The 12839-nt window shown below is 60.6% G+C and carries 12 protein-coding genes; 5 read left to right on the top strand and 7 right to left on the bottom strand.

The annotated features are described in order from the left end of the window. Nucleotides 1–47: 47 nt before the first annotated feature. Together Asbog_RS03515 and fzlA are read right to left on the bottom strand one after the other, a co-directional pair. A complete protein-coding gene (locus Asbog_RS03515; RefSeq protein WP_062164112.1) occupies nucleotides 48–1226 on the bottom strand; it encodes a BaiN/RdsA family NAD(P)/FAD-dependent oxidoreductase in 1179 nt (392 codons plus the stop codon). 17 nt (nucleotides 1227–1243) lie between these two features. Then, a complete protein-coding gene (fzlA, locus tag Asbog_RS03510) occupies nucleotides 1244–1912 on the bottom strand; it encodes an FtsZ-binding protein FzlA (RefSeq protein WP_023979024.1) in 669 nt (222 codons plus the stop codon). Between the two features lie 132 nt (nucleotides 1913–2044). Here fzlA and minC point away from each other — a divergent pair, with 132 nt between their 5' ends. The 4 genes from minC to Asbog_RS03490 all read left to right on the top strand — a co-directional run bounded on the left by minC (nucleotide 2045) and on the right by Asbog_RS03490 (nucleotide 4374). Further along, nucleotides 2045–2782 carry a septum site-determining protein MinC gene (gene minC / locus Asbog_RS03505; RefSeq protein WP_062164111.1) on the top strand — a complete coding sequence of 246 codons (738 nt, stop codon included), beginning with the start codon at nucleotides 2045–2047 and terminating at the stop codon, nucleotides 2780–2782. A 110-nt stretch (nucleotides 2783–2892) separates the two neighbouring features. After that, complete coding sequence (gene minD, locus Asbog_RS03500; protein WP_023979026.1) at nucleotides 2893–3708, top strand: septum site-determining protein MinD; 816 nt, start codon at nucleotides 2893–2895, stop codon at nucleotides 3706–3708. Then, the gene (gene minE, locus Asbog_RS03495) at nucleotides 3705–3977 is read left to right on the top strand and encodes a cell division topological specificity factor MinE (RefSeq protein ID WP_023979027.1); all 273 of its coding nucleotides are present in this window, start codon (nucleotides 3705–3707) and stop codon (nucleotides 3975–3977) included. The genes minD and minE overlap by 4 nt, the downstream gene beginning before the upstream one ends. Continuing rightward, a complete protein-coding gene (locus tag Asbog_RS03490; protein ID WP_371861662.1) occupies nucleotides 3895–4374 on the top strand; it encodes a YidB family protein in 480 nt (159 codons plus the stop codon). The genes minE and Asbog_RS03490 overlap by 83 nt, the downstream gene beginning before the upstream one ends. A 674-nt stretch (nucleotides 4375–5048) precedes the next feature. Here Asbog_RS03490 and Asbog_RS03480 read toward each other — a convergent pair. After that, nucleotides 5049–6230: an SMP-30/gluconolactonase/LRE family protein gene (locus Asbog_RS03480; protein ID WP_062164109.1), complete on the bottom strand. Its 1182-nt coding sequence runs from the start codon at nucleotides 6228–6230 to the stop codon at nucleotides 5049–5051. A gap of 247 nt (nucleotides 6231–6477) precedes the next feature. On the opposite strand from Asbog_RS03480, the gene Asbog_RS03475 reads away from it, so the two are divergent. Further along, the gene (locus Asbog_RS03475) at nucleotides 6478–8784 is read left to right on the top strand and encodes a TonB-dependent receptor (RefSeq protein WP_083510691.1); all 2307 of its coding nucleotides are present in this window, start codon (nucleotides 6478–6480) and stop codon (nucleotides 8782–8784) included. 98 nt (nucleotides 8785–8882) lie between these two features. Here Asbog_RS03475 and Asbog_RS03470 read toward each other — a convergent pair whose 3' ends face one another. The 4 genes from Asbog_RS03470 to Asbog_RS03455 are packed head-to-tail and all read right to left on the bottom strand — an operon-like array spanning nucleotide 8883 to nucleotide 12763. Beyond that, nucleotides 8883–9836, bottom strand: coding sequence for an ABC transporter ATP-binding protein (locus Asbog_RS03470; protein ID WP_062164108.1), 954 nt, complete (start codon nucleotides 9834–9836; stop codon nucleotides 8883–8885). Continuing rightward, nucleotides 9833–10834, bottom strand: coding sequence for an ABC transporter ATP-binding protein (locus tag Asbog_RS03465; protein ID WP_083510690.1), 1002 nt, complete (start codon nucleotides 10832–10834; stop codon nucleotides 9833–9835). The genes Asbog_RS03470 and Asbog_RS03465 overlap by 4 nt, the downstream gene beginning before the upstream one ends. Then, entirely contained in the window at nucleotides 10824–11804 is a 981-nt protein-coding gene (locus Asbog_RS03460) for an ABC transporter permease (protein ID WP_062164107.1), read from the bottom strand. The genes Asbog_RS03465 and Asbog_RS03460 overlap by 11 nt, the downstream gene beginning before the upstream one ends. After that, nucleotides 11801–12763 (bottom strand): ABC transporter permease, encoded by a 963-nt coding sequence (locus tag Asbog_RS03455; protein ID WP_062164106.1) that lies wholly within the window; start codon nucleotides 12761–12763, stop codon nucleotides 11801–11803. The genes Asbog_RS03460 and Asbog_RS03455 overlap by 4 nt, the downstream gene beginning before the upstream one ends. Between the last annotated feature and the right edge of the window lie 76 nt (nucleotides 12764–12839).

Raw genomic sequence — 12839 nt, 5'->3', positions numbered from 1 at the left:
CGCATGATGTTCTGCCATGACGCTGCACAGGCTCGAGGGTTCGCTATTCAGCGCCTTGCGGCAATCGCCCGTCCGGCGGCCACGCCACTCGACCACGCCCACTGGAAATTATAGCCGCCAAGCCAGCCGGTCACATCCACTGCCTCGCCAATCGCGAAGAGACCCGGCACATCGCGGACCTCCATGGTCTTGGACGACAGCGCACGCGTGTCGATCCCGCCTTTCATGACCTCGGCCTTGGCGTAACCCTCTGTACCCGACAACCGGGGCCGCCAGGACGCAATCCGGGCAGCCAGCTCGGCGATCCGCTTGTCTGGCAGGTTTGCAAGGGTGCAGGTCACATCCGCGAGGCTGATCCCCGCAATATGACGCGCCAGACGTTGCGGCAGGTCCGCCAGCAGCGAGGCAGGCTCGGCGCGAGGCCTTGCTTTCTTGATGGCACCCAAAGCCTCGCGAGCATCCTTGCCGGGCATCATGTCGATCAGCGGCGCATCGAGCGGACCGTCCTGATAGGAGGAGATCTGCAATATCGCCGGGCCGGAAAGACCTCGATGGGTGAACACCATCCCATCCGTGAAGCCGGTTTTGCCAAGGCTGGCGCGCACAGGCAGCGACACGCCGGCAAGATCGGGCAGCGGCGTTTCCAGCGTGAGGGGTACGAGGCCGGGCACGGTCGGCACAACATCCAGCCCGAACTGCCGTGCAAGACGCAGCGAGAGATCGGTCGCACCAAGCTTGGGGATGGAGAGCCCCCCTGTCGCCAGTACCAGATTGCGCCCTTCGATCTCACCCCGGTCTGTCCTGACGATAAAAGTCTCGCCTTTTGTGACCGCCTGGATGCGCGTGTCGAGATACAGCGCACAGCCCTCGGCCTCGCGCAGTAGCAGCGTCACGATGTCACGGGCCGACTCGGCACAGAAAAGCTGGCCTTCCGCCTTCTCCTGCCAGCCAATCCCGTGGCGCTCGACAAGAGCCAGAAAATCGCGCGGCGTGTAGCCTGCCAGTGCGGAGCGCATGAAATGACGATTGGCAGAGAGAAAGTTCTCGGCGCGCGCATCCAGATTGGTGAAATTGCAGCGCCCACCCCCTGAAATCAGGATCTTGCGGCCAGGCTCGGAAGCATGGTCGAGAATAGCCACCGACGCCCCCCCCTTGCGGGCCGCCGCCGCCGCCATGAGCCCGGCAGCGCCGGCGCCGAGAACGACCGCATCAAACACGTTGTTCATCTGATACCCTGCGTCGCTCAGAAATCGAGATCGGCGTAATGCGCGGGCGGATTGAATCCGTTGACCCGGTCATTAAGCAGGGAGCGGAAGCTTGGGCGTGATTTCATGCGCGCATACCAGTCCTTGGCCGCAGGTGCCTTCGACCAGTCGATATCTCCAATATAGTCGAGGCAGGACAGATGCGCTGCTGCCGCAAAATCGGCCATCGAGAGCATGTTACCTGCCAGCCAGGCGCGTGTTTCGGCCAGCCACCCGATGTAATCGAGATGAAAGCGCATATTGGCATAGCCCGCACGCAGGGCCGTTCCGTCCGGATTGCCGCGCCCGGCCAGACGCTTGTCGACCTTTTCGCCCAGAAGATTGCGTGAGACTTCATGGCCGAACTTGCCCTCGAACCACGCCATGAGGCGACGGACCTCGACGCGCTCTGCCAGGGTGCGCCCCATGAGCGGCGTGTCGGGATAGGCCTCCTCGAGATATTCGCAGATCACCCATGCGTTCGGGATGGAAAGGCCGTTCTCCTCCACCAGAAGCGGGACATCGCCCGCCGGGTTCAGAGCGAGATATTCAGGACGGTTTTCCCAGACCTTTTCGGTCTTGGGTTCATAGGGTAACCGTTTCTCGGCAAGAACGAGCCTGACCTGACGGCTTTGCGGCGAGAGCGGCAGATGATACAAAATGCGCATGCAGTATTCTTACGCATCTGCCATGCCGTGAAGCAAGAGAGCTGCAGCGTTCCTTTGCGCCATTTTCTGCCCCATTTTCGATCCTGATCTCTCAGGGTCTCCCCAGAGCGTCCCCCGATCATGACAGACCAGATGACCCGCGCTGAAACCGACCTCGCCGCCGCTGCCGCACCCATGCGTATCCGGGCGCGTGGCCGCTCTTTTCTCGCCCTTGTCCTGTCACCCGAGGCCCCGCTGGCCGACTGGCTGCTGGGGCTGGATAACCAGATCGCCCGCTCGGTCGGTTTCTTTGCCGGTCGCCCCGTCATTCTCGATCTCGGCCTTCTTGCGCCAGAGGCCGAAGGACTGGACAGCCTGCAGCAGGCTCTGGAAGCACGCGGGATACATATGATCGGCATCGAGGGAGCCGATCGCAGCTGGGTGCAGCTTGAGGAATGGAATTGGCCTGCCGCGCTTGAAGGCGGCAGAGCCAGCGGCGCCGTCGAGTTTCCCGAGGCCGAAGGCGATACCCCTCCCCCCGTCATGGCCCCGACGCAACGCGCCGAGACCCTGATTATCGATCGGGCAATACGCTCGGGTCAGAGCATCATGCATCTGGATGGCGATATCGTGATCATCGGCTCAGTGGCCTCCGGGGCCGAACTGATCGCCGGAGGCTCCATCCATATCTACGGGGCGCTGCGGGGGAGAGCCATCGCCGGCGTGGGCGGCCAGCCCGGCGCACGCATCTTTGCCAGCCGTATGCAGGCGGAGTTGCTGGCTATCGACGGTTTTTACATGATTGCCGAGGAGATTTCCCCCGACCTTCATGACCAGTCGGCCCAGGCCCTCCTCAGCGAAGACCGCGTGACCGTCACCCGACTGGGCTGATGGAACTATTTGCGATCTGGTGATTGCGGCACGAACCTATTCGTCAGTAGTATTGTCTCTGGTCGCCTGACGAACGCGCGATCGTTTCATGGAAGTTTGGTGGAGCGCACATGGCTAAGGTGCTGGTAGTCACATCCGGTAAGGGCGGGGTCGGCAAAACGACCACGACAGCAGCACTGGGTGCCGCGCTTGCCCAGTCGGGTCAGAACGTGGTGGTGATCGATTTCGATGTCGGGCTGCGTAATCTCGATCTCGTCATGGGTGCCGAGCGTCGCGTTGTTTTCGACTTTATCAATGTGGTGCAGGGCGACGCCAAGCTCTCACAGGCGCTGATCCGCGACAAACGCGTTGAGACCCTTTCCATCCTTCCCGCCTCGCAGACACGCGACAAGGATGCACTGACCGCCGAGGGCGTTGCCAAGGTCATCGACGAACTGCGCGAGAAATTCGACTGGATCATCTGTGACAGTCCCGCCGGTATCGAGCGTGGAGCCCAGATGGCCATGTACCATGCGGATATCGCAGTCGTCGTGACCAATCCCGAAGTCAGTTCCGTGCGTGACAGCGACCGTATCATCGGCATGCTCGACAGCACGACCGAGAAGGCAAAGAATGGCGAGAAGGTCGAGAAGCATCTTCTGATGACGCGCTACGACCCGTCGCGTGCCGCCAAGGGCGAGATGCTCAACACCGAAGACGTGCTCGAAATCCTGTCCATCCCGCTGCTTGGCATCATTCCCGAGAGCGAAGAGGTCCTGCGCGCCTCGAATGTCGGTGCTCCTGTCACCCTTTCAAACCCTGAATCGGCCCCGGCGCGCGCCTATTTCGATGCGGCTCGTCGCCTCCAGGGCGAGAAGCTCGAAATCCAGATACCGATCGAGCGCAAGGGCATACTCGACTGGCTGTTCAAGAAGAGGGTCGCATGAGCCTGTTCGGACTTTTCACCAAGCGCAATACAGGCGCTGTGGCGCGTGACCGCCTCCAGATCCTTCTGGCGCATGAGCGTTCCGGTAATGGCAACTCTGAACTGATCAGCCAGTTACATCGCGAGATCCTTGAGGTGATCAAGCGCCATGTGGCGGTTGATCAGGACAAGGTTCAGGTCAAGCTCGATGGCGGCCTCGACGGATGTTCGGTGCTTGAAATCGATATCGAGATGCCGCAAATCGACAAGGAAACACGACGCTCGGCCTGAATTTACAGGCCGGCGTCAAGACTGGAGACAGGGATTGAGCGGTTTTTTTGGGTCGATGATCAATTCTGCGCTTGGGTCCATGGGTGACAAGCTCAAGGAAAAGCTGGGCGGCAGTATCGGTGAGTATCTCACCAGCGAGCAGGGAATTCAGACCCTCGTCGAGCAGGCCCGCAAGGCCGGTCTTGAGGACAAGGTAAGGTCGTGGATTGGCTCAGGAGAAAACCTGCCGATTTCTGCGGACGAACTGCGCGCCCTGCTCACTGACGATCAGATTCAGATGCTCGTTTCAAAGACAGGTCTCCCTGCCGGTGCATTGCTCCCGGCGCTCGCACAGTTCCTGCCCGGCGTGGTGGACCACCACACAAGTGAGCAGGATCAGCCTCCAGCCGCAGGCTGAGGCCCCGCCATTACTTTACCAGACAGTATGGTCTGATAAGCAGCCGGGTCGGATATCGATCCGGCTGTTTTGCCGTTCACGGTCTTTATCCACCGCTCTTCTGACCACCGGCAGCCGACCTGACCTGCCGCCTGGTCAATCGCTCCGGGGACTTCTCTGCCCCATGGACATACCCAATCGCGCCATAAAATGCATCGAGGCTGCCCTAGCGAGATAACTGAGATGTCGCAACCGTGTCAGGCTCGCAACCGTGGCCAGCATGATCATTGCATCGAGCCAGATGCTTACCTCAAACGTCGTTAGCCAGGTAACAACCTCCGGGAGAGCACTGGCGGTAGTACGCATTATGTCGCGCTGCCCATACCAAATAATCATGCTCCCGAGACACAAACCGATAACCATGGCGAGCCCGTACAGGGGTGTGATCCGGCTTATCAACGCGGCAGGCAGGACGACCATCAGATGACCCAGAAATTCTGCTGTGGGCGTTCCGCGAGATACGGCCAACATGGACCAGAGTGTGAGGAAAACCGCCGAAGCCATCACAGCATCTCCTGCGTCATGTTTACCTGCTCCTCGCCGCTCTACCCGCTTCCGTCCTCGCCTGTCCCGTATCAATCTTCAACTTTGCTGAGCTACCTGACTGTAGGAGTCGCCGCAGCGTTCGAGAAACCTTATCGCTGTGAAGAAGCCGGTAGCGCATCGAGGGGCGTGAGCGGCTCGACAGGAAAACGGATCAGCAGATAAGGCGGCTCACGCCGGTTATGGCCCTCATTGAATGACGGCAGGCGATTCCACTGCCCCAGCGTACAATAGATCCAGTCACGCGTGGCACAGATTCCATCAGGTGACAGGATACGGGCATCCCTGACAGCCATGGCAAACGACCCGTCAGAATCACGGCGCAGGATGCAATCATGCTCGTAATTCGTGGTATAGAGCCGGCCATGCTGATCGAAACATAGGCCATCGGCTGTACCCTTTTCGCCCTCATCCCGTATCTGGGCAGCCAAGGCCTCATCCGACAGGCTTTGATCGGCCAGTGTGCGCGTCGGTATACTGTAAAGGCGCCGGCTTGTCAGCGGTGCGTAATACAGGCGGGATTCGTCAGGCAGCAAGGCAATACCATCCGCCCCACCTGACACCATCTGGGGATGATGCGGCACGTAGCGTCTGGGCTCTCCTTCCACAATCGCCATGAACCCCGGTACCGCCTGGGTCGAAACGTGATGCGTCAGAACCCGCTTGGTCTGGCCAGTGGCAATATCTGCAACAATCATGGCAGGCTCATCGCCGAATGAGGAATCCGTCACGAAGACGGTTCCCTTGGCACCGACCGACAGGGCGACGCGCAAATCATTCATATGGCTGTTCGGCAGCATGACCGGGGATTTGAGCATGATCTTGTGCGTCACGCGGTTGCTTACCGGGTCGATGCAAACAATCTTGGCCGCCCCTTCAGGAATGTCGTGGCCCGCGAGTTTGCCATCATCGATCACCCATAGCCGCCCGGCAGAATCATGGGCGATGCCATGGACAGACATCAGGCGATCTGCCGGGGCCCTGTCGGATGGGAGGCTGAGCTCGGCTGACGGATAGGGCACCACCACGCCCCCCTTGACCTCACCCAGTGTGGCACCGGCATGGTTATCGGCGTGACGCGGAAAGCTGACGAACATGCGGCCATCGGGAAGCACGGCAACGCCAGATGGCCCCGGTCCGACAAACTTGGCGACAATGTCGAACTCACCGCTCGAACTCGTCCCATCATCGGCATTGCCTGAGGCAAGGGCCGGACCAGCCACCCCCAGCAGCGGTGCAACGGAAGCAGCAGAAAGAAAGGACCGGCGTTTCATGGCAGGCTTCACCTCGATCAGGACGGGACGACCTGTTTGAAACGCTATGCGACCGATGCGGCTTCGTCCTTAAAATGCTTTTCATAAGGAGGGCTGAATCCCCCGTCCGCCACCCCCTTCACCTGTCGCCAATTTGTCACAGTTCGCAACAGAGCCAGTGGACAGAGATTAAGAAACGGTTGTTATGTTATATCATACAGAATAGGAACGAAGGCGATTTGTTCCGCCTTCAACCTGTTGGGTAGTCATGATGTCATCCCGATCCCTGTGGTCGTCCAGCCTGTTTCTGTCATGCTCGGTTTTGGCGCTCACCACGCCCGTTCACGCTCAGACTGCAGTGCCCTCCTCAACCACGACGACCCCGGTTGTGACGCCCGTGACAACCCAGTCTGGCACGCCAACGAGCGACCAAGCGTCCAGAACCTCCTTTGACAACACGGGTGATACAGCTTCGCAGGGAGTGAACGCCCAGAAGGAAGAGCATATCATCGTCAATGCGCGTCTCGATGAAATCCGCTCCTCTCTGCAATCCTCCACCGGTGCGACAACCTATCGCTTCACCCGCCGTGATATCGAAAACAACCCGGGCGGCGATAATGCGCCGCTCAACACACTTCTCCTTCAGGCACCTGGCGTCGCGCAGGACAGCTTTGGTCAGATTCACGTGCGCGGCGATCATAACGAGGTCCAGTTCCGCCTCGATGGCGTGCAGCTTCCTGAAGGGCTGAGCGTTTTCGGTCAGGCGTTGATGACACGCTTTGCCCATTCCGCCTCGCTCACCACCGGCGCGCTACCCAGCGAATATGGTTTTCTGCAAGCCGGTGTGATCGACATCACCACCAAGAACGGCAGCGCCGATCCGGGTGGCGATGCCTCGATCTATGGTGGTGCGCGCGACTATTTCTTCCCGTCGCTGCAATATGGTGGCCATGCCGGGAAGTGGGATTTCTTTGCGACCGGCGACTTCGTTCATAACCGCGTCGGTGTTGAAAACCCGACATCGAGCTTCAACCCGATTCACGACCTGAGCAACCAGTATCATGCGCTCGGTCATCTGCGTTACACGGCTGATGAGAACACCCGTATCAGCCTTACCGGAGGTGTATCGAACGCTCAGTATCAGCTGCCCAATAACCCCGGTCAGCAACGCCAGTTTGCCAATCCGAGCTTTCTCGATTCTGCCCTGTCACAACAGGTTTATGGCAGCGTGGACAGCGCCAGCCTGAACGAGCGCCAGAAGGAGATCACGGATTTCGGCATTCTCTCCCTCCAGAAGGACATGGGCAAGGTCAGCCTGCAGAGTTCGGTTATCACGCGCTACTCGTCGCTTGGCTACTCGCCCGATCCGCTGGGCGATCTGGTCTATAATGGAATCAGCCAGCACGCAGCGCGTTCGGTTTTCTCGACGGGCTCGCAAACCGATGTCACATGGCACGCCAATCGCCAGCATACGGTGCGCTTCGGTTATCAGGTCTATGTCGAGCGTAACAGCTCCAAGACGGATTCCATCGTCTATCAGCAGACGGGGGCCGAGGATGACGGCACACCCATCTATGATGGCACGACCACGAATGTGCACGATGGCAGCGGCCGCACCGGCTGGATGTACGGGCTCTACGCTCAGGATGAGTGGCGCCCGGTGCGCGATCTGACAATCAATTACGGTCTGCGCTTCGACGGTGTCGATGAGTACACGCACTCGAAACAGGTCAGCCCGCGCATCAACATCGTATGGCGTGCATGGCGGGGTGGCGTGGTTCATGCCGGATATTCGCACTATTTCACCCCCCCGCCCTTCGAACTCGTCGCCAATACCTCGCTCAGCAAATATGTCGGCACATCCAACGAGCCTCAGACCTTGCAGAACAATACGGTCAAGGCGGAGCGCGACCATTACTTCGATGCTGGCGTAACGCAGTCCATCCTGCCCGGCTGGCACGCTTCGTTCGATGCCTATGTGAAGCTCGCCAAAAACATGATCGATGAAGGTCAGTTTGGCGCACCGATCATCCTCTCGGCGTTCAATTATCGTCGCGGGCAGGTGAATGGCTACGAACTCTCGACCAATTACGAGCATGGCCCGCTCTCGCTCTACGGCAACGCGGCCTGGTCTCGGGCAATCGGCAAGGACATCACCACCGCCCAGTGGACGATGGACCCGGATGATCTTGCCTATGTCCAGAATCGCTGGATCCATCTCGATCATGACCAGCGCTGGACGGCGTCCGCAGGGGGGAGCTATTCCTTCTTCTATCACACGGGCCACCCCACCCGCGTATCGGCCTCGATGGTCTATGGCAGCGGCCTGCGCGCCGATGGTGTGGTGCCCAATGGCCGCTCTGTCCCGATCTATGCCACGTTCAACCTCTCGTTGGTCCAGTCCTTTAAGGATCTGTTCCGCGTGCCATTCCTCAAACGCACCGAACTGCGTCTCGATGTGCTGAACCTGTTCGACAAGAGCTACCAGATCCGCGACGGATCAGGCATCGGCGTCGGGGCACCCCAATACGGCCTACGTCGCACCATCCTGACCGGCATCTCGCAGAGGTTCTGAGCTCCAGGCCCTTGCCTGCCATAACGGGCAAGGGTCAGGACAACTGTCTCACCCTGGCTATGGTAGGCCGCTCCCGGTACGCCGAGCCTATCCGGCAATCAGCTGGCGGTGTTGCCATCATGCAGAAGCGGGTAATGGCACGCCGCCCGGCGCCCTGCCCCGTAATCCGTGAGGATCGGCCTCTCGATCGCACAACGGGGCCGGGCGATCGGGCAACGTGTGTGGAAGCGACAGCCCGTTGGCGGGGAGAGAGGACTTGGCACATCGCCCTGCAAGGGCGCCGCCAGCGGTTTGCCCGGTTGAGGCACAGCCTCTACCAGCGCCCTTGTATAGGGATGGAGCGGTCGCGAAAGCAGGGCAAGCGTCTCCCCCTCCTCGACAATCGCGCCCAGATACATCACCGCCACGCGGTCCGAAATCTGTCTCACCACCGCCAGATCATGCGAGATGAACAGACAGGCCAGACCCATCTCGGCCTGAAGCTGACGCAGCAGATTGACAATCTGTGCCTGTACGGAAACGTCCAGCGCCGAGACAGGCTCGTCCGCGACGATGACCTGCGGTGAGAGCGCAATGGCGCGGGCAATGTTCAGCCTCTGCCGCTGCCCGCCAGAGAGCGCACCGGGATAACGGGGCAGATAATCCGCCGACAAACCCACGCGTTCAAGGAGCGCCACCAACGTGGCCTTGGACCACTCACGCCGATGGATACGAAACGGCTCCGCCAGTGTATTGCCAATCGTCCAGCGCGGATTGAAGGACGATCCAGAGTCCTGAAAGACCATCTGCAGATGGCTGCGCAGATCGCGCAGGGCGCGCCGCCCCATTTGCGCCATATCCTGCCCGTCAAACAGGATCTCTCCCTTGTCGGGGCGATCAAACCCCATCATGAGGCGGCCCAATGTGGATTTGCCGCAACCTGACTCACCGACGAGCGCAAGGCTCTCTCCACGCTTCAAGGCGAGCGAGATGCCATCGACGGCCCGCAGTGTCCTGCCGCGCCCCAGCTGATAGGTCCGGGCGACATCACGCGCCTGAAGCAGTTCCGTCATTCGTAGAGCACGCAAGCCACCTCATGGCGCTCCTCTTTCTGCGCCTCGGCTGAGGCGGCAAGCGTAGTCCCGTATCCGTCATCGATGACGGGACGCATCGCCGGGCGTACCTCACATGGCTGCATGACATGGGGGCAGCGCGGCGCGAAAACGCACCCGCTAGGTCGTGTCTGTGGCGAGGGAGGAGCGCCCTCGATCACGGGCAGCCTGGCCGGGCGCGGTCCTTCGAGCGGTGGTATGGCCTGCAGTAGGGCCCGTGTATAGGGATGGCGCGGGGCCGAGAGAACAGCCGACACCGGGCCGGTCTCGATGACGACCCCGGCATAAAGAACGGCAACATGCGTGCAGCTTTGCGCCACTACTCCCATGTCATGGGTGATCAGCATGACGCTCGCCTCACGCGCACCGATCTCACGCAGCAACGCCAGAATCTGCGCCTGAACCGTGACATCGAGCGCCGTGGTCGGTTCGTCAGCAATCAGCAGATCCGGCTCACAGGACACAGCCATTGCAATCATGGCGCGCTGGCGCAGCCCGCCGGAGAGTTCATGCGGGAAACGCAATGCAGTTTGCGCCGGAGACGGGACGCCCATACGCCCGAGCAGTGTCACCACACGCTCATTCGCCTCGCGTTTCGATACAAGCTGGTGCAGCCTGATCTGCTCGGCAATCTGGGCGCCGATACGCCGAACCGGCAAAAAAGCCGTCATCGGATCCTGAAAGATCATGGCAGCCCGCCTGCCGCGAAAATGCTGCCACGCCCTCTCGGTCTGGGATCGCAGATCCTGCCCGTCGAAAATCAGCTCACCGGACAGGATGCCGGGAGGTTGCAGCCCGAGTACACTCAACCCGGTCAGGCTTTTCCCCGAACCTGATTCGCCCACGACCCCAAGGATCTGACCGCGCTGCAGCGAGAGGGTTACGCCATCAAGCAAATAACCGGCTCTGGGGTGTTTCAGCCTCAGGTTGCGCAGGGACAAAAGAGGCTCAGTGCCCATTCTTCCCTCCCCCGATGCGCGGGTCGAGCAGGCGATACAGTCCGTCGATCAGGGCGTTGGCAACCACCACGAAAAATGCCGCATAGAGCACGGTTGCCATGATAAGCGGCAGATCCAGTGTGCTCAGGCCCTGATAGGTCAGATGCCCGACACCGGGCAGCGCAAACACGACTTCCGTCAGCAAGGCACCGCCCCCGAGCAACTGGGCGAAATCGAGGCCGAACAATGAGAGCGCGCTCAGACCGGAAAGGCGCAAGGCGTGGAAGAACCAGAGGCGCCACGGCCCTGCCCCTTTCGCACGTGCTGTGCGCAGCGCGTCTTCCTGCATGGCTGAAAGCAGGTCCGAACGCAGCACACGACTGTAAAGGCCGATGAAAGCAACAGCGAGCGTGAGCGCCGGGAGGATCAGACATTTCGTCCAGCCAAGAACGCTTGTGGAGAGTGGCACATAGCCCAGTGGCGGCACCCAACGGAACAGCCAGGTGTCATGCAACCGGCTCTGGCTCACCAGATTGACCATCTCGCCCAGCCAGAAAACCGGGATGGACAAACCAACCATAGCCAGCACAGAAAGGAGACGGTCCAGGGCACCGCCCTGAAAAGCCGCACCCATCATGCCAAGCACCAGCGCGCCGCTCACCCAGAACAGCGCCGCCCAGAGCACAAGCGAAAGCGTGACAGGTGCAGCAGCAAACACCTCCGAAACCACATTCTGCCCGTGATTGACGTAGGACGTCAGGTTTCGCGAGATGAACAGATGATCCATCATTGTGAGATAACGGACAGGTAGCGAGCGGTCGAAGCCATAGGCATGGCGAACACGTTCGATCACCTCCGGGCTCGCGCCGCGCCCCGCAATACGGGCTGAGGGGTCCGACCCCGGCGTTGCGAAGAACACGGCAAAGACGAGTACCGAGATGCCGAACAATACGAGCAGCATTTGCCCGAGGCGGGAGAGAAAGCCCCTCATCTGCCACCCCGCCTGCGCAATGCCGTCTGCGCTGCGTCACCCAGCGTGTTCAGGGCCAGAACAGTCACGATGATGGCCAATCCCGGCGCAATGGCGACCACCGGGCGGCTATAGATCAGTCCCTCGCCATCATGAATCAGGCTCCCCCACGAAGCGGCAGGTGCCTGCACACCGAGGCTGAGAAAAGACAGTGCGGACTCCGCAAGGAGGCAAAGCGCCATAATGAGCGGTGCCAGCACAAAGACGGTTTCCGCCAGAAGAGGCAGGATTTCGCGCAGGATGATGCGCAGTGACGACGCCCCCAGCCCACGCGCTGCCAGAACGAAGCCGGCATTCTGCAGGCTTTTCGTCCGGGCTCGTATGGGCCGCGCCGCATAGGGCACATAGATGAGCGCAATGATCAGAATGGGCAGAAGCAGTGAGTCCGCCCGCAAGTGGATCGGGCCATAGGAGAGATCATGGCCGATTGTCACCACGCTGAGGCTGATGGCGAACAGATAAACCGGCACTGCCCAGAGAATGTCGAGCGCGCGTGACAGGATCAGATCGACCCACCCCCCACAATATCCGGCCGCCAGACCGCAAAACGTTGCGGCAATCAGGCACAGACAAGCGGCTGAAAAAGCGATGACCAGCGAGGATCGCGCCCCGTAAAGCAGTCTCGCAGCAATGTCGCGCCCCTGTGAATCGGCCCCAAGGGCATAAGGCCCCCAGCGCCATGACGGGCCAATGGGAGAGAGCCCCAGATGGAGCGGGTTGTCATTGGCCTGCATGATATCCTGCGCATGGCCGTTGCGCATGACGGTGCCGGCCAGATTGGAAGCCATTGCATCGACCCCAACTGCGCGCGCATAGAGCGGCGCAGCGACCGCGCCAAGCATCAGAAGAAGCAAGGCACCGATTGCCAGCAACACCGCAATGTTCCCGTGCCACAGGGCTGAGCGTCTCGTGTTTCTCATCGGTTGTGCAAGCGCGCATGCGGCGGCGGAATGACCTGCCCCGCGAGAGCCATCGACGGGTTGGCCGGCAACGCGC

It is taken from the genome of Asaia bogorensis NBRC 16594, assembly GCF_001547995.1.
Lineage (GTDB): Bacteria > Pseudomonadota > Alphaproteobacteria > Acetobacterales > Acetobacteraceae > Asaia > Asaia bogorensis.
Note: the sequence above shows the minus strand (reverse complement) of the source record. Positions and strands in the feature narration are given on the sequence as shown.

Excerpts from the sequence above, each read along its gene's own strand:
- Asbog_RS03475 (WP_083510691.1), top strand. The coding sequence starts at position 6,478 with ATGATGTCATCCCGATCCCTGTGGTCGTCCAGCCTGTTTCTGTCATGC.
- minC (WP_062164111.1), top strand. The coding sequence starts at position 2,045 with ATGACCCGCGCTGAAACCGACCTCGCCGCCGCTGCCGCACCCATGCGT.
- Asbog_RS03470 (WP_062164108.1), bottom strand. The coding sequence starts at position 9,836 with ATGACGGAACTGCTTCAGGCGCGTGATGTCGCCCGGACCTATCAGCTG.
- fzlA (WP_023979024.1), bottom strand. The coding sequence starts at position 1,912 with ATGCGCATTTTGTATCATCTGCCGCTCTCGCCGCAAAGCCGTCAGGTC.
- Asbog_RS03460 (WP_062164107.1), bottom strand. The coding sequence starts at position 11,804 with ATGAGGGGCTTTCTCTCCCGCCTCGGGCAAATGCTGCTCGTATTGTTC.
- minE (WP_023979027.1), top strand. The coding sequence starts at position 3,705 with ATGAGCCTGTTCGGACTTTTCACCAAGCGCAATACAGGCGCTGTGGCG.
- Asbog_RS03515 (WP_062164112.1), bottom strand. The coding sequence starts at position 1,226 with ATGAACAACGTGTTTGATGCGGTCGTTCTCGGCGCCGGCGCTGCCGGG.
- Asbog_RS03465 (WP_083510690.1), bottom strand. The coding sequence starts at position 10,834 with ATGGGCACTGAGCCTCTTTTGTCCCTGCGCAACCTGAGGCTGAAACAC.
- Asbog_RS03480 (WP_062164109.1), bottom strand. The coding sequence starts at position 6,230 with ATGAAACGCCGGTCCTTTCTTTCTGCTGCTTCCGTTGCACCGCTGCTG.
- Asbog_RS03490 (WP_371861662.1), top strand. The coding sequence starts at position 3,895 with ATGGCGGCCTCGACGGATGTTCGGTGCTTGAAATCGATATCGAGATGC.
- minD (WP_023979026.1), top strand. The coding sequence starts at position 2,893 with ATGGCTAAGGTGCTGGTAGTCACATCCGGTAAGGGCGGGGTCGGCAAA.
- Asbog_RS03455 (WP_062164106.1), bottom strand. The coding sequence starts at position 12,763 with ATGAGAAACACGAGACGCTCAGCCCTGTGGCACGGGAACATTGCGGTG.